The sequence below is a fragment of the Variovorax sp. AC194 genome, assembly GCF_979257995.1.
The window spans coordinates 3,604,821-3,625,365 of sequence record NZ_OZ409823.1 but is presented as its reverse complement, the minus strand read 5'-3'; the positions used below and the strand labels follow the sequence as shown (position 1 = coordinate 3,625,365).

General features: G+C 68.4%; 17 protein-coding genes. 2 read left to right on the top strand and 15 right to left on the bottom strand.

Translation table 11 applies throughout. The features are described 5' to 3' along the window. Positions 1-133: 133 nt before the first annotated feature. Genes ACZYRS_RS17325 through ACZYRS_RS17305 form a run of 5 tightly spaced genes read right to left on the bottom strand, consistent with a single transcriptional unit; the run spans position 134 to position 6,008 of the window. Entirely contained in the window at positions 134-955 is an 822-nt protein-coding gene (locus ACZYRS_RS17325) for an amidohydrolase family protein (RefSeq protein WP_463420225.1), read from the bottom strand. Positions 956-992: 37 nt separating this feature from the next. Continuing rightward, positions 993-1,985, bottom strand: coding sequence for a hydroxyacid dehydrogenase (locus ACZYRS_RS17320; protein WP_463420224.1), 993 nt, complete (start codon positions 1,983-1,985; stop codon positions 993-995). 26 nt (positions 1,986-2,011) lie between these two features. Then, the gene (locus tag ACZYRS_RS17315) at positions 2,012-3,052 is read right to left on the bottom strand and encodes a LacI family DNA-binding transcriptional regulator (RefSeq protein ID WP_463420223.1); all 1,041 of its coding nucleotides are present in this window, start codon (positions 3,050-3,052) and stop codon (positions 2,012-2,014) included. A gap of 25 nt (positions 3,053-3,077) precedes the next feature. Beyond that, positions 3,078-4,967, bottom strand: a complete 1,890-nt coding sequence (locus ACZYRS_RS17310) for a TRAP transporter large permease (protein ID WP_463420222.1) — start codon at positions 4,965-4,967, stop codon at positions 3,078-3,080. Positions 4,968-4,973: 6 nt separating this feature from the next. Beyond that, entirely contained in the window at positions 4,974-6,008 is a 1,035-nt protein-coding gene (locus tag ACZYRS_RS17305; RefSeq protein ID WP_463420221.1) for a TRAP transporter substrate-binding protein, read from the bottom strand. Positions 6,009-6,193: 185 nt separating this feature from the next. Here ACZYRS_RS17305 and ACZYRS_RS17300 point away from each other — a divergent pair, with 185 nt between their 5' ends. After that, the gene (locus ACZYRS_RS17300) at positions 6,194-6,706 is read left to right on the top strand and encodes an HD domain-containing protein (RefSeq protein ID WP_463420220.1); all 513 of its coding nucleotides are present in this window, start codon (positions 6,194-6,196) and stop codon (positions 6,704-6,706) included. Positions 6,707-6,863: 157 nt separating this feature from the next. Here the strand turns inward: ACZYRS_RS17300 and ACZYRS_RS17295 are convergent, their stop codons facing one another. From ACZYRS_RS17295 to ACZYRS_RS17250, 10 genes are all read right to left on the bottom strand, one after another. Then, positions 6,864-8,297 (bottom strand): PAN domain-containing protein, encoded by a 1,434-nt coding sequence (locus ACZYRS_RS17295; RefSeq protein ID WP_463420219.1) that lies wholly within the window; start codon positions 8,295-8,297, stop codon positions 6,864-6,866. A 178-nt stretch (positions 8,298-8,475) separates the two neighbouring features. Further along, on the bottom strand, positions 8,476-10,080 hold the full coding sequence (locus ACZYRS_RS17290) for an MFS transporter (protein WP_463420218.1): 1,605 nt from the start codon (positions 10,078-10,080) through the stop codon (positions 8,476-8,478). Positions 10,081-10,247: 167 nt separating this feature from the next. After that, positions 10,248-10,895 carry a PqiC family protein gene (locus tag ACZYRS_RS17285; protein WP_463420217.1) on the bottom strand — a complete coding sequence of 216 codons (648 nt, stop codon included), beginning with the start codon at positions 10,893-10,895 and terminating at the stop codon, positions 10,248-10,250. Next, positions 10,892-12,571, bottom strand: a complete 1,680-nt coding sequence (locus tag ACZYRS_RS17280; RefSeq protein ID WP_463420216.1) for a PqiB family protein — start codon at positions 12,569-12,571, stop codon at positions 10,892-10,894. The genes ACZYRS_RS17285 and ACZYRS_RS17280 overlap by 4 nt, the downstream gene beginning before the upstream one ends. Further along, the gene (locus ACZYRS_RS17275; protein WP_463422499.1) at positions 12,568-13,281 is read right to left on the bottom strand and encodes a paraquat-inducible protein A; all 714 of its coding nucleotides are present in this window, start codon (positions 13,279-13,281) and stop codon (positions 12,568-12,570) included. Before ACZYRS_RS17275 ends, ACZYRS_RS17280 begins: the two co-directional genes overlap by 4 nt. Before the next feature lie 32 nt (positions 13,282-13,313). After that, a complete protein-coding gene (locus ACZYRS_RS17270; RefSeq protein ID WP_463420215.1) occupies positions 13,314-13,949 on the bottom strand; it encodes a paraquat-inducible protein A in 636 nt (211 codons plus the stop codon). Positions 13,950-13,969: 20 nt separating this feature from the next. Continuing rightward, positions 13,970-15,325: an MFS transporter gene (locus ACZYRS_RS17265; RefSeq protein ID WP_463422498.1), complete on the bottom strand. Its 1,356-nt coding sequence runs from the start codon at positions 15,323-15,325 to the stop codon at positions 13,970-13,972. Between the two features lie 92 nt (positions 15,326-15,417). Further along, entirely contained in the window at positions 15,418-16,632 is a 1,215-nt protein-coding gene (locus tag ACZYRS_RS17260; protein ID WP_463420214.1) for a multidrug effflux MFS transporter, read from the bottom strand. Positions 16,633-16,765: 133 nt separating this feature from the next. Beyond that, the gene (locus ACZYRS_RS17255; RefSeq protein WP_198783736.1) at positions 16,766-17,623 is read right to left on the bottom strand and encodes a CmcJ/NvfI family oxidoreductase; all 858 of its coding nucleotides are present in this window, start codon (positions 17,621-17,623) and stop codon (positions 16,766-16,768) included. A 13-nt stretch (positions 17,624-17,636) separates the two neighbouring features. After that, positions 17,637-18,446 carry an SDR family NAD(P)-dependent oxidoreductase gene (locus tag ACZYRS_RS17250; RefSeq protein WP_463420213.1) on the bottom strand — a complete coding sequence of 270 codons (810 nt, stop codon included), beginning with the start codon at positions 18,444-18,446 and terminating at the stop codon, positions 17,637-17,639. A 200-nt stretch (positions 18,447-18,646) separates the two neighbouring features. Here ACZYRS_RS17250 and ACZYRS_RS17245 point away from each other — a divergent pair, with 200 nt between their 5' ends. Next, positions 18,647-20,512, top strand: coding sequence for a M48 family metallopeptidase (locus ACZYRS_RS17245; protein WP_463420212.1), 1,866 nt, complete (start codon positions 18,647-18,649; stop codon positions 20,510-20,512). The last annotated feature ends 33 nt before the right edge of the window (positions 20,513-20,545 follow it).

The following is a 20,545-nucleotide window of genomic DNA, read 5'->3' as shown; positions in this document are numbered from 1 at the left end:
AGTCCTCGATGAACCAGGGAGTTCAGTATTCAAGCCCCAAAGGACCGTGTCAAGCCGAGCTTTCGTAGGTAGGCGTTCCGCCTGCCGTCGCGAAACCCTTGCTGGCTACCCTCCCCCGCGTGAGCCAACCGGGCTAGAACCCGTACAGCGCGCCCGGGTTGTCCACGAGGATGCGGCGCCGCGTGTCGTCGCTCGCGGCCCACGAAAACAGCAGGTCGTAGAGCGGTACCGCGTCCGGCCGCGGGTCGCGCCCGGGGTGCGGCCAGTTGCTCGCCCACAGGCACCGCTCCGGAAACTTCTCGGCCAGCGTGCGCGCGAGCAGGCTCACGTCGTCGTAGCCGGGCGCACCCACCTTCGAGGTCTCGTAGGGCGCGGAAAGCTTGATCCACACGCGCCCCGAATCGAGCACGCGCAAGAGCGACTGGAACGACGGATGCGACGGCGCGACCGGCTCCAGGAACTTGCCGTTGTGGTCGAGCACCAGCCGGCACGGCAGGCGCTTGAGCACCTCTTCGTGCTCGGGCATCGTGCGCCCGTCCAGCTGCAGGTTGACCATCCACTCGGCATTCGCCAGCCGCGCGGCCATGGGCTCCAGCGACGCCCAGCTCAGCACGCCGCCGATCATCATGTAGCGCACCCCGCGCATGCCGCCCGCATGCAGGCGCGCGATCTCTTCATCGCTCACCTCGGACGCGACCAGCGCGATGCCGCGCGCCGCATCGCCGAACTGCGCGAGCGCATCGAGCGTGCAGCTGTTGTCGAAGCCGTAGCCGGTCGGCTGCACGACGATCGCGCGGTCGATGCCCAGCGGCGCCTGTACCTCGGCGCGGTACGCCGACACCGGCGAATGCGGGGGCACCCAGGCCACGTTCGGGATCAGCGGAAATCGGTCTTCGTAGATGTGGACGTGGCAGTCGCAGGCGCCGGGGTAGCGCGTGTTGCGGGTGGGTTCCATGGGGCGTCTCTTTGTGTGGTTGTGATGAATGGAACGATCAGCCGAAAGCCTTCTGCCACCGCCACGCCTCGGCCGCGTTGACGGCGCCCTTCGGCACCCGGCCCTGGAAGATCTCGCCCAGCTGCGCGACCGTCTCCATCGCCTGGTGCTCCACGGCCGGCGGCGTGAGCCCGCCGATGTGCGGCGTGGCGATCACGCGCGGGTGCGCGGCCACGCGCGGCGACGGCATCTGGTCGGGCGCGCGGCCCACGTCGAGCGCGCAGCCGGCGATGGTGCCGGCGTCCAGCGCGGCCAGGAGCGCGCCTTCGTCCACGAGGTTGCCGCGCGAGGCATTGATGAAGAAGGCATGCGGCTGCATCGCGGCGAAGGCGGCGGCGTTCAACATGTTTTCCGTCGCCTCGTTGGCGGGCGCGAGGCAGACCACGAAATCGGACCGCGCGAGCAGCGCATCGAGCGCGACCTGTTCGAGTTCGGCGCGCCCTGTCGAAGCATGCGGATCGTGCACGACGATGCGCATCCCCAGCGCCAACGCCACGTCGCAGAGGTACCGGCTGATCTGCCCGTAGCCGATCACGCCGAGCGTGCTGCCGCGCAGCTCGCGCCCCATCGCCGGCACGACCGGCCGGCCCGCGTGGTACAGCGCGGTCGAGGCGCTGATGTGCCGGCCCAGGTCGATCATCGCGCCCACGATCCACTCCGACACCGACGCGATGAACCCCGCGCTCGCCTGCGTCACCAGCACGCCATGACGGCTGGCCGACGCCACGTCGATGTTGCGGATGTCGATGGCGCAGCGCACGAACGCCTTCAGGTCGGGCAGCGCCGCGAACAGCGCCTCGTCGCCCACCGTCTGCCGGTACGAGACGATCGCGTCGCAGCCCTTCGCGAGCTCGGCGAGTTCGGCGGACGAGAGGTCGTTGTCCGTCGGGTTGAAGCGCACCTGCGCAATGGCCTGCAGCGCGACGCTGGCGCGGTCGCCGAAATAGTGGGCGAGCTTGCCCTGCGGATGGCTGACGAAAACCGTGGTCATGAAGAAGGAAATTTCCGGAAAGAAGACTAGGCGCGCGGCGGCGCCACCGAATCGCGCGCCACCAGCGTGGGCGCAAAGACGAACTCCTCGGTCGGCAGCGACGCGTCGGCCAGCCGGCTCATCACCCGCTCGACCATCACCTGCGCCATCTCGGGCACCGGCACGCGCACCGAGGTCATCGCCGGGTACATGAGCGTGGAGAGAAACACGTTGTCGATGCCGATGACCGACACATCGCGCGGCACCGAGAGCCCGGCATCGCGAAACCCCGCCATGAGGCCGAAGGCCAGCAGGTCGTTCACGCCGATCACGCCCGTGGGGTGGTCGGGCGATTTCGCGAGCAGGCCGGCCTGCATGCGGCCCAGCTCGCTCATCATCGAATCGCCGTACTCGTCGACCGGCAGGCCCTCGACGACCTGCGCGCTCGCTTCGAGGCCGGCGCTTTTCGCCGCGGCGAGAAAGCCGTTGATCTTCTCGTTCCGGCTCATGGTGCGGCCCGAGGGCGTGACGAACGCGAGGCGTCGGTGCCCTTGCTCGATGAGGTGCGTCGTCGCGATGCGCGACGACTCGAAGCTGTCGACGGTCACGTGATCGATGACCGAAGGCATACCCGACGTTGCGCGCCGGTCGTAGCTCACCACCACCAGCCCGCGCTCGGCCGCGGCCTCCACGTGCTGCTCGTCCACCAGCGACGAGATGATGATCACGCCGCGCACGCCGTGCGCCATCAGGTCTTCGAAGAAGTGCTTTTCCTTCTCGGCATCGCGGTAGGTGTTGCCGATCATGATGCGAAAGCCGTAGCGCTCCTGCGCGAGCGTCTCGACCTCGCGCGCAATGAAGCCGTACATCGGGTTGGCCATCGACGGCACCAGGAGGCCCAGGAGCGGCGTGTGCCCCGTCTTCAACTGCCGCGCCGAGGTGTTGGGCCGGTACTTGAGCTCGCGGATCGCCGCCTCCACGCGCGCCAGCGTCTCGGCGGCCATGCGGTCGCTGCGGCCGTTCAACACGTTCGAGACGGTGCTGGTCGACACCCCGGCCCTCTGGGCCACATCGGTGATTCTGCTCACGGAATCCTTCCTGTTTTCATCGTCGTCACAAGCCCATGCGCGTCGGCAGCCACGTGGAGAACGCGGGCACGAGCACCAGCACCACGAGCGTAACGAACAACACGGCCAGGTATTTCATCATCGGCCGGGCCACGTCCTTCACCTGCGTGCCGGTGATCGCGCAGGTCGCGAAAAGCCCCAGGCCCACGGGCGGCGCGAAGAGGCCGAAGCCCATGGCAATGACCATCACCGTGCCGAAGTGCAGCGGATTCACGCCCAGCTGCGAGGCGATCGGCGTCAGCAAGGGCCCGAAGATAATGAGCGCGGGCGCGCCCTCCAGGATGGCGCCGAACACGATCATGATGAGCACCGACAGCATCACGAACATCGTGCTGCCGTACGAGTGCGCAAAGCCGATCATGAACTCCGACAGGTACTGCGGAATCTGCTGGATCGTGAGCGCGAACGACAGGCTCGACGCCGCCGCCACGATGAAGAGAATGCCCCCGGCCATCGACGCCGAGCGCACGAACAGGCGCGCCACCGACTTCACCGTGAGCTCCCTGAAGGCGAGCCACCCGACCACCAGCGCGTAGATCACCGCGAACGACGACACCTCGGTCGATGTCGCGATGCCCGAGGTCACGCCCTTGCCGATCATCGCGACCATGAGAAGCGCCACGAACGCGCCGCCCAGCAGCCGGAACGTCGGCGTGCGCACGTCGAAGGCTTCGTCGGGGTTGATCTTGGTGCCCACGTAGATCGTGACCGCGGCCAGCGACAGCGCCAGCACCACCGCGGGCACCAGCCCCGCCATGAAGAGCCCAGCGATCGAGATGTTGGCCACGAACCCCATGATGATCATGTTGATGCAGGGCGGGATCGTCTCGGCCATCACCGCGGTGCAGGCCAGGAGGCCCGCCGTCTCGTTCGGGTCCTGCTTGGTCTTGCGCACGGCCGGCATGATGATGCCGCCCACCGCCGCGATGTCCGCGAGCTTGGAACCCGAGACGCCCGAGAAGAACGCCGTCGCCGTGATGGTGATGAGCCCGAGCCCGCCGCGCAGCCGCCCGAACATGCGCAAGAGCAGCTCGATGAGCCGCGACGACATGCCGTTGGCCTCCATCAGCAACCCCGCGAGCACGAAGAACGGAATCGCCAGCAGCACGTAGTGGTCGGTGCCCGCCATCACCTGCTGCGAATACACAAGCATCGGCAGCGACGGATCGGCCATGAAGAACACCAGCGACGAGAGCGCCAGCACGAACGCGATCGGCATGCCCAGCGCCATGCCGCCGAGAAAGCCCGCGGTGAGCAGCGCCCATGGAGGAATCCCGTGGTTCGGCACGAGCGTGTTCCATGCGACGACCGCGGCCGTGAGCGCGACGCCCACGCCCAGCGTCGACCACACCATGCGCGCCGGCCCGTTGATCGCATTGGCCAGGCCGAACAGCGTCATGAACAGGCTGCCGATGGTCACGGGGTACACATAGATCCACTGCGGCATGCCGATCGGCGTGGTCATGTTGTACGAGTCGAGCAGGAGCTCGCACGACGAGGCGAAGAGGCTCGCCGACACGCCCACGATGATCCAGCTGCCGAACTGGATCAGCGCCGGCTGCCAGCGCGCCGGCAGGAGGCCGCGGAACAGGTCCACGCCCACGTGCTGGCTGCGCGCGAGCACGGTGGCCGCGCCGAAGAACACCTGGATGATCATGAGCGCGCGCGCCACCTCCTCCGCCCAGTCGAAGGGGTCGTGAAGGAAGTAGCGGAACACCACCGAGATGAAGACGACGATGACGTCGACGGCCAGCACCACGCCGGCCACGTACTCGGTCATGCGCATCAGCCAGGCCAGCCACCGGCCGGAGGCGCGGGTGACGTCGAAGCCGAGCGCGGGCTCCATGGCCACCGGCGAAATCGAGAGGCTCGACATGGCCGCTCAGGCGCGCGCGGCGGTGATGGCGGCGAACAGCGGCCCCGTCTCCGGGTACTGCTTGGCAAAGCCCGACCAGAGGCGCGTTTCCATTTCCTTGCGCACGAAGTCGCGCTCGCTCTTGGCCATCGGCGTGAAGACGATGCCCAGCTTCTTGAGCTCCTCGATGGCCTGCAGGCCTTTCTGCGTGCCGATCTCGCGCTGCTGCAGCGTGGAGTCGGCGGCGGCCTTCAGGAACGCGGGGCGCAGCGTGGCGGGGATCTTGTCCATCGCGCGCTTGCCGGCCACGCAGACCATCGGGCTGAACAGGTGCTCGGTCATCCAGCAGTACTTGACGACCTCGTTGAGCTTGCTCGCGAGCACCGTGGCCGCATCGTGCTCGAAGCCGTCGACCACGCCGGTCTGCGCGGCCATGTAGAGCTCGCCGAAGGAGATGGGCGTGGGAATGGCGCCCATGATCTTGAAGGTCTCGATGAAGGCGGGCGTGGGCAGCACGCGCAGCTTGACGTTCTTCACGTCGGCGAGCGACTTCACCGGCTGCTTGGTGTACACGTTGCGCGCGCCGTAGTGCGCGCCCCAGGTGATGACCTGGCAGCCGGTGCTTTTGACGAGCATGTCGTTGAGCTTGCCGCCCACGCCGCTGTCGAGCGCGCGCGCGGCGTGCTCGTAGCTGTCGAACACGTAGCCCAGGTCGAGCATGCCCAGCTGCGGCGTCACCGTGGCCCAGATCGAGGAGCCGGTGAGCATCATGTCGATGGAGCCCACCTTCACCTGCTGCACCACGTCGCTTTCCTTGCCCAGCTGGTTGTTCGGAAAGTAGTCGATGCGGATCTGCTCGCCCACCGCTTTCTTCAGGTTGGCCTGCATCAGCTGCGACCACGCGAAGTGCGACGAATTGAGGTCGGCCACGTGGGACGACGACAGGCGCAGCACCACGGTTTTCTCCTGCGCGGACGCGCCTTGCGGAAGGCCTGCGGTCGCCATCGCAAGCGACAGCGCCGAGGAAGACTGGACGAACTGGCGGCGTGAAATCGGGGTCATGGTGTTGTCTCCTGTGGGTCGATTGCCCATTCGGTTGCTCGGTCTGGCGCTTTTGGTGGAACGATTTACTGTATCGATACACAAGAATGGCGGCAATGCGATTCCGATAGGTGTTTTCCTCCGTAAACGAGGTAAATCGGCAGGCCGCAAAGGCAGAATGGAAAAACCAGCTCACGGATGCCCCCATGACCTCATCGACACCCGAAGCCGCGCGCACTTACGCCATCGCGATGCATGGCGACCAGAAATACGGCCCGCATCCCTACGTTCACCATCTGGACGCGGTGGTCGCCCTGCTCCAGCCCTACGGCGAGAAGGCGCAGGTCGTCGGCTACCTGCACGACGTGGTGGAGGACACCGATGCCACGGTGTCGGATGTGCAAGCGCGGTTCGGCGACCTGGTGGCCCGGTGCGTGTCGCTGTTGACCGATGCGCCCGGCGCCAACCGCAAGGAGCGCAAGGCCAAGACCTATGCGGCGATGGCGCAGGTGTCGGGCGATGAAGAGCTCGCGCTCGTGGTCAAGGCGGCGGACCGGCTTGCGAATGTGCGGGCCTGCGTGGCCGATGGGCATCGGCAGCTGTGGGACACCTATCGCGGCGAGCACCCGACGTTTCGGGCTGCGGCGTTTCGCAAGGGGCAATGCGATCCGCTGTGGGGCGAGCTCGATGAGCTCTTGCTGGAGTGGCGGGCTTCGTGAGGCCCTGTTCGGGGCGGCGTGCACAGGCCACCGGGTGCTCCCCTCCGCGAATGTCCCCCGGGCTTCGCCCTCCTCCTTGATTTCGCTGCGGGGAGCACCCGATGCCCTGCGCACTTGGGCGCGCTGCTGGCTATCGGGCGATCGACCAGTGCTCTGACTACTGTCCGCAACTCGGGTGCTTGTGCCCCTCGGTGGCGTTGGGCAGGCCCATGAAATCGAGGATGTGCGGCGTCGCGCCGTCCACCTGCAGCATCGCGGTGGCGCTCAGGTTGCCCTGGCAATAGCTGGGCTTGAGCGGGTTCGCGTAGTTGTTGTTGAGGATGAGCAAGGTGTCGCGCTCCGCGGCGGTCTGTCCGCCGTGGCTGCTGCCGGTGCCGCCGTGGTCGGAGGTCACGACGATCAGCCACTCCTCGTTCGCGTAGTTCGGCCGTGCGGTCAGCGCCGCGAGCACTTGCGCGATCTGCTGGTCTTCGCCTGCGATCTTGCTGCGGTAGTTGGCGTTCAGCGGGTCGTAGCTCGGCGCGTGGATGTCCACGTTGTGCAGGTAGTAGAAGATGGCCGTCGGCGGGTTCTTCCAGCCGAGCCAGCCCTTGACGGCATCGGTGGCCTGCTGCGAGTTCTTGGCCGCGTTGGCCACGACGAAGTCGGCCTTCGCGGGGCGCAGGTTGTGGGTGATGTTGAACCAGTCGCCCACCACCGCCGTCGTGGCCGTGGGCCAGGCCTGCTTGATGAGGTCGAACACGTGCGTCTTCTTGAGCACGAGGCCGGTGTCGTTCGAGGTCACGCCGTGCTTGTCGGCCCAGAAGCCGGTGAACACCGACGACCAGCCGGGGCCGCTCACGGTCGCTTGCTGGGTGCCGCCCGCGAGCACGTTGCCGTGGAAGGCGCCGCCCGCGATCAGCGCCGACATGGCGGGCGTCTGCACGCAGCCCTGGCACTGGACCGCGTCGCCGCGCAGGCCGTCGATGCCGATGAGCAGCACGTGCTTGTTGCCCGGCACGGGGTTGGGAACGCCCTCGCCTGCGATGAGCGCGTAGTGGTCGTAGGGGTTGCCGGCGTAGTCGGTCTTCAGGCCGCCGACGTCGCTCGCGCGCTTGTCGCTCAGGTCGCAGCGCTGCGGGGTCTTGTGATAGTCGAAGGACTTGCACCATGCGGTGCGGCTCGCGTCGGTGCAGGCGGTGGCGCAGTCCGCGGGTGTCACGGCCTGCAGGGTCTCGGTGTTGTGGCCGCTGATGGCCGCATCGGGCGTGCGCGTGAACGCCTTCAGTGGATCGGGCTTCAGGCTGTAGTGGTCGTAGGGGTTGCCGGGGTAGTCAGTCTTCAAACCGCCGACGTCCTCCGGGCGTTTGTCGCTCAGGTCGCAGCTCTGGTTGGTCTTGTTGAAATCGAACGACACGCACCAGTTCGACCGCGGCGCCGCAAGGCAGGCCGTGGCGCACATCTCGGGTGTGGACTGCGCGAGGTTCTCGACGTTGTAGCCCGAGATCGCCGCATTCGGCGAGAGCGTGAACGCGTCGAGCGGCGCGGCGGCCGCATGGCCCGCGAGCGCAGTGAACAGGCACGCCAGGCCGGCGCGGATCGATGGCTTCATGTGATGTCTCCTCATCGCGTGAACGTTGGATGAATCCCGTGTTGCCCGCTTCTTCGCGTGGCTTTTTGCAACTCCGGGCGGAGTAAATCACTGGCGGCTGCTATCGATCCAATTCAAAAATCTTCTGTGTCGTATTGAGCAGGTCTATACGTCGGGCTGTCATCGGCTTGTGCTTGGCCTATCGTTTTTCGTCGGCCGGTGGTGCGGCGGGTCCGCGGCCGATCATCAGCCACGCGCTCAACGCACTGAGCACCGCGAGCCCTGCGCTCAGCAGCATCACCCAGCGAAAGCCCGCCACGAACGACTCGGCCACGGCGCGCTTGACGGACGCGGCGGTGGCCGCATCGATGCCCGGCGGCATCACCGCGCCGGCCAGCTTGCTGCGCTCGCCTTCGAGAAACTTCGACACCTCGGCCGAGGCGCCCATCTCGCGCAAGCCATCGGCCAGCGCGGCATCGAAGGCCCACGCCATGACCGCGCCGAACACCGCGATCGCCAGCACCGCCGCCGCGCGCGACACCGCGTTGTTGACGCCCGAGGCCACGCCCGCGAGGTCGAGGCCGACCGCGTTCATGACGGTGGTGGTGAGCGGCGCCACCGTCACCGCCATGCCCAGACCCAGCACCACGACGGCGGGCAGAAAGCCGCTCCAGTAGCTCGCGCCGACGCCCGGCACCGCGAACAGCACGAACCCCGCAGCAGCGATGGCCGGCCCGATGACCAGCGGCAGGCGCGGCCCGAAGCGGTCGACCAGTTGCCCGGCCCAGCCCGAGAGCGCGAACATGATGAAGATGAACGGCAAGAGCGCCGCGCCCGCCGCGGTGGCCGAGTAGCCCTGCACCTGGATCATGTTGAGCGGGAAGAAATACAGCCCGCCGCCGAGCGCCGCGTAGAGCAGCAAAGTCAGCAGGTTCGCGCCGCTGAAGTTGCCGATGCGCAGCAGGCCCAGCGGCAGCATCGGCGTGCGCGCCTTGCGCTCCACCACGATGAAGGCCGCACTGCCCACGACGCCGACGGCCAGCGCCGCGAGCACGTACGGCGAGTTCCAGCCCTGCGTGGGCGCCTCGATGAAGGCATAGACCACGCCGCCCAGCCCGGCGGTGGCGAGCAGCGCGCCCCACACGTCGAGCCCGCCGCTGGCCGATGCGCCGTGGCTCTCGGGCACGTGGCGCCAAGTGATCCACAGCACCAGCAGCGCCATCGGCACGTTGATGTAGAAGGCCCAGGTCCAGGAGATGTGATCGACCAGAAAGCCGCCCAGCACCGGCCCCACGGCCGCCGTGATGCCGCTGAAGCCCGACCAGGTGCCGATGGCCTTGCCGCGCTCCTTCTCGGGAAACGCCGCGCTGATGAGCGCGAGGCTCCCGGGCACCAGCAGCGCCCCGCCGATGCCCTGCACGGCACGCGCGGCGATGAGCTGGTGCACATCGGCCGCCAGCCCGCAGGCCACCGAGGAGAGCGCGAAGAGGCCCACGCCGATGGCGAAGATGCGGCGCCGGCCGTAGTGGTCGCCGAGCGCCCCGCCCACCAGCAGCAGCGCCGCCAGCAGCAAGGCATACGACTCGACCACCCACTGCGCCTGGAAGGCCGTGGCCTTGAGGTCGGACTGGATGGCCGGCAGCGCGACATTGACCACCGTGCCGTCGATGAAGGCCATGCTCGAGCCGACGATGGCCGCGGCCAGCACCCACGGCTTGGAAGCCTCGGGGCACGCGCTTTCTTGCGCCCCGGCGCCATGCAGGATCAGCGTGTCGTCGCAGGGCGCCTTGCCGATCTGTGCCATGGGGTCTCCGATCTGTCTATCTCTCTATTGGACTTCGGTCTTGCCCCTTCCCCCTCTGGGGGAAGGTTGGGATGGGGGCATCTTCCAACGGGGCGCCGTGCATTTGCAAGCGCCGTCGTGCCCCCACCCCTGCCCTCCCCCAGCGGGGGAGAGAGAAAGAAAAAAGGTCAGAGCGTGCATGCCGTCGATGCCGGGTTCGCACGCGCCGCGCTCACGCTGCGCGCCATGGCCGCGGCCGCCGCGGCCGTCACGCGCTGGGCGCCTTGCGCCACGGCGTCCATGCCGCTGCCGACCGGTTCGCCGACGTTCAGCTGGCAGACAACAGTGCGCGCCTCGTCGGAGCGGCGCAGCGTCCAGCTGAAGCTCGCATCGACGCGCCCGCCATCGACCGCATCGAACTGCCGCAGTTGCACCGCGATGCGCCAGACCGGTTGCGAGGTCTGCCGGCCGCCCTTGGTCACGTCGAGCGCGCCGAGCCGCGCGGAAATGTTGCTCGCGAGCGCATCGCGCAGCTCGTTCTCGAACGACGAGGCCCAGCGGTGCTGCTCCAGCACCTCGACCTGCACGCTGCCGCCCGGCCGGCGCACCACCATCTGCGGCCGTGCGAAGCGCTCGGGCACCGCCACCGGTGCGAGCTCGACGTAGAGCGGCGCGGGGCTGCCCAGCGTCGACGGTGCCGTATCGGCGGCTGCGACCGGGCTGGCGAGCGTGTAGTAGTTGTCGGGCTTGCTCGCGCAGCCGGCCAATGCCAGCAGCGCGGCTGCAACGGCCAGCGCGGGGTTTCCGAATTTTCCGAAAGCGAAGTTCTTCATCATTTCTTGTCGTCCGGTTTGCCGCGCAGCAGCGACTCGGGATGGCGCTCCAGGTAGTCGGTCAGCACGCGCACCGAGCCCGCGGCGCGGGTCAGCTCCTGCAGCGTCTGGCGCATGTCCTGCTGCAGCGGCGAATCGTCGGCCAGCGTGCGCTCGGCCGTGTTCACGGTCTTGCGCACGTCCTTCATGGCCGCGGCCAGCTCGGGCGTCACGTCGTTGTTGATGCGCGTGACGGTCTGCTCGGCGCTGGTGAGCGTCTTGTTGAGCGTGGCGAGCGTGGTGCGCAAGTCCGCCGCGATCTGCTCGTAGGGCACCTTGTTGAGCTTGCTCGCGATCTCCTGCACCTGCGACTGGATCTCGTCGAGGCTGTTGGGCATCGTGGGCAGCTCGATCGGGCTCTTGGCCAGGTCGATCTTGGCGGGCGGCGCCTTCGGGAAGAAGTCGAGCGCCACATAGACCGAGCCGGTCAGCAGGTTGCCGTTGCGCAGCTGCGCGCGCAGTCCCTTCTCGGCCAGGAAGCGCAGGCGCTCCTGCTGCGTGACGCGCGACTCGGCGCCCGGCGGCTGCCCGTTCTCGCGGCGGCGCAGGCGGTCCGGGTAGACCTGCACCAGCACCGGCATGCGGAACTCGCGCTCGGCGCGGTCGAACTCCACGCCGATCGACTTGACCTCGCCGATCACCACGCCGCGGAAATCGACCGGCGCGCCGGGCACGAGGCCGCGCAGCGACTGGTTGAAGTACATCAGGAGCGTCTGCGACGGCCCGTCGGGCTCCTTCATCGCCGCGGCTTCGTCCTGCGCGAGCATGAAGGCGGTGTTTTCCTTGGCGAGCGGCCCCATCGCGTCTTCGGGCGCCTGGAACGCGATGCCGCCGAGCAGGATGGTTGCGAGCGACTGCGTGCGCAGCGTGAAGCCGCTGGCGCTCAGCTGCGCATCGATGCCGCTGGCCTGCCAGAAGCGCGTGTTGACGCCCACGAACTTGTCGTAGGGCGCGTTGACGAACACGCGCAGCGTGACGCCGCGGCCGTCGCCGTCGAGTTCGAACGCGGCCACCTGGCCGACCTTGATGCGGCGGAAGTACACGGGCGAGCCCACGTCGAGCGAGCCGATGTCGGTCGCACGCAGCAGGAACTGCTGGCCCGAGGCGTCGCGCGTGACGATGGGGGGCGTTTCGAGCCCGGTGAATTCACCGGCCGTCTCGGTCGCGGTGCCCGCGTCGGCGCCGATGTAGGCGCCCGACAGCAGCGTGCCCAGGCCGGAGATGCCCGAGGTGTCCAGGCGCGGCCGCACGACCCAGAAGCGCGAGTCCTGCGCGGTGAAGCCGTCGGCGTCCTTGTTCAGCTGCACCAGCACGCGCACGTGCGAGCGGTCGCGCGCCAGGCGCAGGCTCTGCACGAGGCCGATCTGCACGTCCTTGTATTTCACCGCCGTCTTGCCCGCCTCCAGGCCCTCGGCGGTCTTGAAGGTGAGCACGATCTCGGGGCCGCGCTCCAGCAGGATGCGCGCGACCAGCGTCACGCCCACGAGCGCGGCCACGATGGGGATGAGCCAGATCAGCGAGGGCAACCATTCGCGGCGGCGCTTGACCTGGGGTTTGGGCAATGGGGGCGCAGATGGGGGCGCGGACTGGGGCGCGGACGGCGCCGGTTTGTCTTGCGGTTGCGGATCTTCTTCACTCATGCTGCTTGTTCTTCCCTGTTCTCGAAACTCTCTTGCACCGCCTGCGCCTCCTTGCTGTCCCAGGTGAGCTTCGGATCGAAGCTCAGCGAGGCCAGCATGGTCAGCACCACCACCGAGCCGAAGGCCGCGATGCCCACGCCCGCGGTGATGACCGCGAAGCCCTGGATCTGCACCAGCCCGGTCAGCAGCGACACCACGAACACGTCGAGCATCGACCAGCGGCCGATGATCTCGATGATGTGATACAGCTTTGCCCGCTCGTGCTGCCGCCAGCTGCTGCCGCGCTGGGCCGTCACCACAAGCAAGAAGAGCACCGCCAGCTTGAACAGCGGCACCAGGAAGCTCGCGATGAAGACGATGGCCGCCAGGCCGTAGGCACCCGACACCCAAAAATAGATCACCCCGCTCAGGATGGTGTCGTACTGCGCGCCGAAGAGCGTGCGCGTGATCATCACCGGCAGCAGGTTCGCCGGGATGTACATGATGCAGGCCGCGATCAGGAACGCCCAGGTGCGCGTGAGGCTCTGGGGCTTGCGCGTGTGCAGGTGCGTGCCGCAGCGGCCGCAGGCGTCGCCCTCTTCGGCGTTTTGCCAGACGGCCGCGCAGTGCGGGCAGGCCAGCAGGCCGAGCGATGCGGCGGTGGCGACGGGCGCGTCGTGATCGTGATCGTGCAGGTGGTGCGCTTCATCGGCCGGCACCGGTTCGCGCATCCTGCGAAAGCGAAAGGAACGGGGAAAGAGCCTCATGCGGAAGCCTCCTTCTCCTCATTGCCGGCGGCCCGGTAGGTCATCTCCCAGAACGCGCCCGGGTTGAACGACAGCACCGCCGTCAGCGTGACCGTGAGCGCCATGAAGGCCCAGAGCGCCGGCCCCGGCACCACGGTCGCCATGCTGGAGAGCTTGACGATGGCCACCAGCACGCCGAGCAGGAACACCTCGATCATTCCCCACGGGCGCAGCGACTGCATCATGCGCACCAGCAGCGCGAAGCCCAGCGGCCGGTGCTCGCGGCGCAGCGGAATCAGGAGGTAGGCCAGGATGCACAGCTGCAGCAGCGGAAAGAGGATGGTCGTGGCCAGCACCAGCAGCGCCACCACCGACATGCCCTCGCCCGCCAGCACCACCACCGCGCCGGCCAGCGTGGTCTGGCTGGTGAGGCCCCGCAGCTCGATCTCCACGATCGGAAACAGGTTGGCGATGGCGAACATGATGAGGCTGGTCACCGTGAGCGGCAGGATGCGCTGCTGCTGCGCGCCGGGGTGCCTGTCCAGCTCGGTGCCGCAGCGCGGGCAGCGGGCCACGTCGCGCGGCGCGAGGGGCGTGCGGGCGTAGACCGCGTCACAACCCGGGCAGACCACCGTGTCAGGTACTTCCTTCATGGGGCCGTACCCTACCCTATTCAGTGGTGCGGGTTTGTCGTCTTCAATCGCAGACTGCTGAAGACCGCCGCCACCGCCGCGCAGCAGGCGGCCAGCACCAGCGCCACCACCGGGCCATGCCCGCCGTGCGGGCTCCAGACGCTGAAGACCCCCGCCAGCACCACGGCGCCCAGGGTCTGGCCCGTGAGCCGGGCCGTGCCCAGCATGCCGCTGGCTGCACCGCTTCGGTGCGCGGGCGGCGAGCTGACGATGGTGTGGTTGTTGGGCGACTGGAACAGCCCGAAGCCCAGCCCGCACAGCGCCATGCGCCAGGCGATGTCGGCATTGCCCGGATGCGCCGGCAGCGCGGCCAGCAGCGCGAGGCCCGCCGCCAGCAGGCCGAGCCCGATGCCGCCGAGCAGGCCATCCGGGTACTTGCCGATCAGCTTCCCCGCGATGGGCGCCATCACCACGATGGCCAGGGGCCACGCGGTGATGAGCAGGCCCGCCTCGATGTGGCTGCGGCCGTACACATCGAGCAGCAGGAACGGCAGCGCGATGTAGGCCAGCATCTGCGCGCAGAACGCGGCCACCGAGGTGCCCATGGACAGCGCGAAGACCGGAATGCGCAACAGGTCGATTGGGAAAAGCGGCACCGCCTGCGTGCGCTGGCGCCGCAGGTAAACGAAGCCCACCGCCAGCCCGGCCAGCAGGATGACCCAGGCGGACCAGTGCGAGCCGCCCCCGTCCACGCCACCCTCGCGCACGCCCAGCCGGTCCACGCCAAGGAACACCAGCGAGAACATCAGCACGTTGAGCGTCACGTCCACGGGCGAGAACCGGAGCCCCGCCGCCGGCGCCACGCGGTTGAACGGCAGCGCCTTCATGCCCAGCGCGAAGGTGACGATGCCCAGCGGCACGTTGATGGCGAAGAGCCACGGCCACGAAGCCACCGAGAGAATCGCCGCCGCCACCGAGGGCCCGGCCACCGACGACGTGGCCACCACCAGCGAATTGATCGCCATGCCCTTGCCCAGCTGCGACGACGGGTACGTGAGCCGCACCAGCGCCGCGTTGACGCTCATGATCCCCGCTGCGCCCAGGCCCTGGAAGGCGCGCGCCGCGATCAGCGTGCCGAGCGAGTTGGCGAAGGTGGCGGCCAGCGACGACAGCGCGAACACCGCCATGCCCACGAGGTACACGCGCCGGTAGCCCACCAGGTCGCCGAGCGACGCCAGCGGCAGCAGCATGACCAGCGTTGCGATCTGGTAGGCGTTGACCACCCAGATCGCCTGCGAGGGGCTGGCCTGCAACTCGCGCGCGATGCCCGGCAGCGCCAGGTTGACGATGGTGCCGTCGAGCACCGCCACGATCAGCCCGAGGATGATGACCAGCATGGCCCAGCCGCGCGCGGGCGAGGCCAGCCCGTCGATGGGTTTCAGGGTGTTTTCTTCGGCGCTTGCCAATGCGGCGCCTGGGTGTATCGAGCTCACGCTTCCTGCGTCCTTCGTGTGGGTTCCGAGCGCACGCTGCCCAGCGTGAGCCAGGTCAGCACCAGCGCGATCAATGCGCCGGCGGCCATGCCGGCGACCATCGGCAGCGGGCGGCCATCGGTGAAGAAGCCCACCACCGCCATGGCGAGTGCGCCCGTCAGCATCTGCAGCGTGCCGAGCAGCGCAGAGGCGGTGCCCGCGATGGCGCCGTGCATCTCCAGCGCGAGCACGCCGGTGGTCGGGATCACCAGGCCCATGAAGCCCGAGGCGATGAAGTACAGGACGATGAGCACCCAGATGCTGTCGCCGCCCATGGCGAAGTACGCGAACATCGCCACCATCGCGGCGCCGCAGCAGGCCACGCCGAACTTCACGAGGTTGACGAGCCCGTAGCGCTCGCCGAGCGAACCCGTGAACTGCGAGGCGCCGATGAAGGCCGCGGCATTCACGCCGAAGGCCACGCTGTAGAGCGCTGGCGAGAGGCCGTAGTGGTCGATCATCACGAACGACGAATTGGCCAGGTAGGTGAAGAAGCCCGCCATCGCGAAGCTGCCGATGAACACCAGCCCGAGGTAATGCGTGTCGCGCAACAGCAGCCAGTAGGCCGAGAGCGCGCTGCCCAGGCTGCTCTCGACGCGCTCCGAGGCGGGCCGGGTCTCGTCGAGCAGCTTGACCATCATCGCGAGGCCCGCCACCGCGGCGATGGTCACCGCCCAGAACACGCCGCGCCAGCCCGCCACCGCGATGACCGCGCTGCCCGCGAGCGGCGCGAGGATCGGCGACACGCTGAACACCAGCATCAGCAGCGACATCAGCCGCGCCGCGTCGGTGCCCGTGTGCAGGTCGCGCACGACCGCGCGCGGAATCGCCATGCCGGCCGCCGCGCCCAGGCCCTGGATGAAGCGCAGCGCGATCAGTGTCTGGATGTCGGTGGCCAAGGCGCAGCCCACGCTGGCCACTGCGAAGAGCACCAGCCCGGCATAGAGAGGCGGCTTGCGCCCGACCATGTCGGAGATCGGCCCGTAGAGCAGTTGGCCCGCGCCCAGCGAAAGGAAGAACGCCGTGAGGCTCATCTGCACCGCGCCGATGTCGGCGCGCAGGCTCTGCCCGATGGCGGGGAGCGCGGGCAGATACATGTCGATGGCGAAGGGCCCGATGGCCGAAAGCAGGCCCAGCAAGAGGGCCATCTTGAAGAAGGGGGAAGAACGCATTGCCCCGATTGTCGCCAAGCCAGGCGATCGGCGCAGGCGTGGGGTCGGGCGCCCCGTGGCCGCGCGCCCGCACTAATTCAGGCGAAAGAATCGACTGGCAGGCCGCGTTGCGTGCGGCGTACGAACTTCGTACTCAGGCGGCCGGCCAGAACACCAGCGCGCGCAGCTCGATGCTGCGGCGCGGCGGCGCTTCGCGGGCGCCGGTCGGGTCTTCGAACGCGGTGTGCGCCGTGAAGCGCGCGGTGCCGTCCTCGCGCGAGTCGTAGATCTTCAGGAGCAGCGCCTCATCGGGCCGCAGCCTCGGGAACCAGTACCACTGGTGCTTCGGGTTCCAGGTGAAGGAATAGGTCTCGCCCACCCTGTCGGGGTAGACCAGGTCGCTGGGCACCATGTCCTCGAACGCGATGGAGCGCGCATCGCACAGCGCGAGCGGCAGGCGCTCCACCGTGGCCAGGGGGCGCCACAGGTTGACGATGGCGAAGCGGTGCTTCAGGCGCTCCTCGGCTTCGTCGGGCGGCAGGTGGTCGCGCACGCGGCGCGGCGCGGAGACGAAGGTCTGGTCGTTGTGCACCCGGCGCACGGGCTCCCGCAGCTCGGCCGTGCGGCGCGAGCCTTGCGCGCTGTCGCGCAGCGTGTGGTCGAAGACGACGATCTTCTCGGCGCCCGTCACGTCGCGCAGCAGCGCCTCGGCTTCGCGGTAGTAGATGTCGCGGATGGTCGCATCGTGCGAGAAGTCGGCCACCACGCTGCGGTGCGAGATCTGCGTGAAGCCGCTGCGGTCGAGCGAGAGCTCGTGCAGCGCCACGAGCGGGCGGCCGTCGCGGATCGCCACGCGGCGCGGCTCCAGCTCGCCGGTCACCCAGGGCACGCCGGGCGGCGGCTCGAAGGTGTAGCTCACCGGCCTGCCCTGCCCCGCCTTCAGGTAATTGAGCTCGCCCTCCACCGAGGAAAGCGTGGCGGCCACCAGGTGGCCGTTCGATGCGGTGCCCATGCGGCATGACTCCTCAGAAGGGTTCCTTGAACGGGCGCAGGTCGAGTTCCTGCGTCCACGCGCTGCGGTGCTGCACATGCAGCTGCCAGTAGTTCTCGGCGATGGCCTCCAGCTGCAGCAGGCCATCGTCGCCCGCCTGCGCCACGCGTTGGGGTGCGTTGCTGCGCAGGCGCTCGCCGTCGATGCCGCCATCGATCACCACGTGCGCCACGTGAATGCCCTCTGGCCCGAACTCGCGCGCCAGGCTCTGGCTGAGCGAGCGCAGGCTGGCCTTGGCCGCCGCGAAGGCGGCGAACGGCGGCTTGCCGCGCAGCGCCGCGGTGGCGCCGGTGAAAAGCAGGCTGCCGCGCGCCCGCGGTGCGGTGGCCTCGAAGCCGTTGGCCAGCAGGCCCTGCAGCGCTTCGCGCGCGAAGATGAAACCGCCCAGCGCGCTGGTGCGCCAGGCCTGCGTGAACTGGTCGACCGAAATCTCCAGCGTCGGCGCGCGCACCGCGCTCGAGGCATTGAAGATCGCGACCGAGAGCGCGCCCAGTGCCTTCACGCGCTGAGCGATGCCATGCATCTCCGCCTCGCTGGCGACGTCACCGGCGAACACCTGGGCGCGCCCGCCGGCGCCCTCGATTTCGGCGGCCACCGCGGCCAACTGGGCCTGCGTGCGGCCGGTCAGCGCGACGAGAAATCCCTCGGCCGCGAAGCGCCGCGCGAGCGCTGCGCCCAGGCCCGCGCTGGCGCCGACACCGGCGATCCAGGCCACCGGAGAAGGGCTCGAACCCGAGGGAGAAACAGGGGATGGTGCAGAGGTGGGAGGCGTGGTTGGAGGCATACGTGACGCCGAAGGCTATACCTGCGCTGCGGGCCGTGGAACGATGCAAAAGCGATAACCTTATTTGCCGGCTGGTCGGCGCCCGCACGTGCTTGACGTGTCACGCAATTGCGCGGCGACACGATCGGCGGCTACCCTATCGGCTTCCCGGACCGCTTTCACAACAACTCACAGCATCTGCCTTCCAGGAGGAGTTACCCATGGCCTTCGCCCGAACGATCCATGCCGATCTGCTTCGCGTGTTTCTTCTGACCCTCGTGTCGCTCTTCGCCATCCCGGCGGCGACGCTGGTCTTCACCGAGTACGCACTGCGCTCGCAGGACGCCGAGTTCCTGCAATCGATCGAAAAGCGCATCAACTCGGATGCCCGCCTCTCCGCCGACGACAAGGCGCAAGCCACCGCGTTCTACCGCAGCCACCCGCTCTCCAAGGCCTGCGACGCCACCGCGCCAGAGGACAAGAACTTTCACGACAAGGTGTGCAGCCCCTACTCGATGCAGTGGCAGTTCCACTGGGCCGACCGCGCCGCCCTCTGGACGCTCGCGCTCGGCGCGGCGCTGCTCGCGGCGGCCCTGGTACTGGGCGCGCTGGCGTTCGCCAACCGGGGCCTGCGCTACGCGAGCTTCGTGGCGGGCTGGCGGCTCATGACGGTGTCCAGCGCCATCGAGGTCGTGCTGCAGAGCGCGATGCTGGTGTGGCTCTCGTTCTGGCTCACCGCCTTCTTCTGGCACAGCTACTACGTCAAGCTGATCATCATCGCCGGCGTGGCGGCCGCGGCGGCCGTGTTCTATGCGGTGTACACGCTGTTCAAGAAGCTGCCCTCGGTCAACGCGATCGACGGCGAGCTCATCGCCGAGGGCGACGCGCCGCGCCTGTGGGAGCGCATCCGCCAGCTCGCGGGCCGCGTGCAGACCGCGCCGCCCGACCAGATCGTCGCGGGCATCGACACCAATTTCTTCGTGACCGAAGCGCCCATCGAAGTCGGCGGCCGCACGCTGCAAGGCCGCACGCTCTTCGTGAGCCTTCCGCTGCTGCGCGTGCTCGACCAGTCGGAGGCCGATGCGGTGCTCGCGCACGAGCTGGCCCACCTGGGCGGCGGCGACACCCGCAGCAGCGCGGCGCTCGGCCCGAAGCTGCGGCAGTTCGACCAGTACACCTGGAAGATGCGCAGCGGCGGCCTCACCATCGTGGCGCACTACCTGCTGCGCCTGTATCGCATGATCTTCGAGTTCGCCCTGGCGCGCGACAGCCGCGAGCGCGAGTACAAGGCCGACCGCGTGTCCGCGAGCCTCACGGCCCCCAGCGCGATCGTGCAGTCGCTCATCAAGATCTCGGCCTACGCGAGCTACCGCAACGACGTCGAGCAGAAGCTCTTCGCGCAAAACCGCCAGCACGACGGCGTGCTGGGCATCGCCAGCTTCGTGGCCGACGGGCTGCCGCCCTACGCGAGCTCCGAGGCGTTCATCGAGACGATGAAGACCGCCGACGTGCCCCACCCCTACGACAGCCATCCGCCGTTGCTCGAACGCATGCGCAACGTCGAGCACCATGTGCCCGAGAGCGTGTACGGCGCCATCGTCGCGACCGCACCGCAAGCGACCTGGGCCGACGACATCGAGACGGCCCCCGCGATCGAGCAGCGTCTGTGGAGCGAGTACGAGCAGCGCTTCGTGCAGAACCACGACCTGGCCCTGGCCTACCGCTACGAACCCGCCACCGAGGAAGAGCGCGTCGTGGTGCTGCGGCACTTTCCGCCGGTCGAGTTCGCGCTGAAGAACGGCGAGCGCATCGTGATCGACTACACCGGCCTGCACCCGAGCGCGGACGGCGGCTCGACCATCGCGTGGGACGAGGTGAAGGGCCTCACCTACAAGGACGGCAGTTTCGGCGACACGCTGATCGTCACGCACCACGACAAGGGCATGCTGGGCGCGCGCACCACCAAGGTCAAGGTGGCGGGCCTTGGCAAGCAGAAAGACAACTTCAGGGGCGCCGTCGGCTACTACTGGCAACGTCACCAGGTCATGAGGGCACAGCAGAAAGAAGAGGACCAGGCGTCCTCCTGAGCATTTTTCCCATCACCTGTCACCGGACAGGCT

Coding starts and splice junctions, on each gene's coding strand:
- ACZYRS_RS17275 (WP_463422499.1), bottom strand. CDS start 13,281: ATGCGCGAACCGGTGCCGGCCGATGAAGCGCACCACCTGCACGATCAC.
- ACZYRS_RS17325 (WP_463420225.1), bottom strand. CDS start 955: ATGGAACCCACCCGCAACACGCGCTACCCCGGCGCCTGCGACTGCCAC.
- ACZYRS_RS17285 (WP_463420217.1), bottom strand. CDS start 10,895: ATGATGAAGAACTTCGCTTTCGGAAAATTCGGAAACCCCGCGCTGGCC.
- ACZYRS_RS17320 (WP_463420224.1), bottom strand. CDS start 1,985: ATGACCACGGTTTTCGTCAGCCATCCGCAGGGCAAGCTCGCCCACTAT.
- ACZYRS_RS17290 (WP_463420218.1), bottom strand. CDS start 10,080: ATGGCACAGATCGGCAAGGCGCCCTGCGACGACACGCTGATCCTGCAT.
- ACZYRS_RS17255 (WP_198783736.1), bottom strand. CDS start 17,623: ATGGGCACCGCATCGAACGGCCACCTGGTGGCCGCCACGCTTTCCTCG.
- ACZYRS_RS17245 (WP_463420212.1), top strand. CDS start 18,647: ATGGCCTTCGCCCGAACGATCCATGCCGATCTGCTTCGCGTGTTTCTT.
- ACZYRS_RS17280 (WP_463420216.1), bottom strand. CDS start 12,571: ATGAGTGAAGAAGATCCGCAACCGCAAGACAAACCGGCGCCGTCCGCG.
- ACZYRS_RS17250 (WP_463420213.1), bottom strand. CDS start 18,446: ATGCCTCCAACCACGCCTCCCACCTCTGCACCATCCCCTGTTTCTCCC.
- ACZYRS_RS17310 (WP_463420222.1), bottom strand. CDS start 4,967: ATGTCGAGCCTCTCGATTTCGCCGGTGGCCATGGAGCCCGCGCTCGGC.
- ACZYRS_RS17295 (WP_463420219.1), bottom strand. CDS start 8,297: ATGAAGCCATCGATCCGCGCCGGCCTGGCGTGCCTGTTCACTGCGCTC.
- ACZYRS_RS17260 (WP_463420214.1), bottom strand. CDS start 16,632: ATGCGTTCTTCCCCCTTCTTCAAGATGGCCCTCTTGCTGGGCCTGCTT.
- ACZYRS_RS17300 (WP_463420220.1), top strand. CDS start 6,194: ATGACCTCATCGACACCCGAAGCCGCGCGCACTTACGCCATCGCGATG.
- ACZYRS_RS17265 (WP_463422498.1), bottom strand. CDS start 15,325: ATGCTGGTCATCATCCTCGGGCTGATCGTGGCGGTGCTCGACGGCACC.
- ACZYRS_RS17305 (WP_463420221.1), bottom strand. CDS start 6,008: ATGACCCCGATTTCACGCCGCCAGTTCGTCCAGTCTTCCTCGGCGCTG.
- ACZYRS_RS17270 (WP_463420215.1), bottom strand. CDS start 13,949: ATGAAGGAAGTACCTGACACGGTGGTCTGCCCGGGTTGTGACGCGGTC.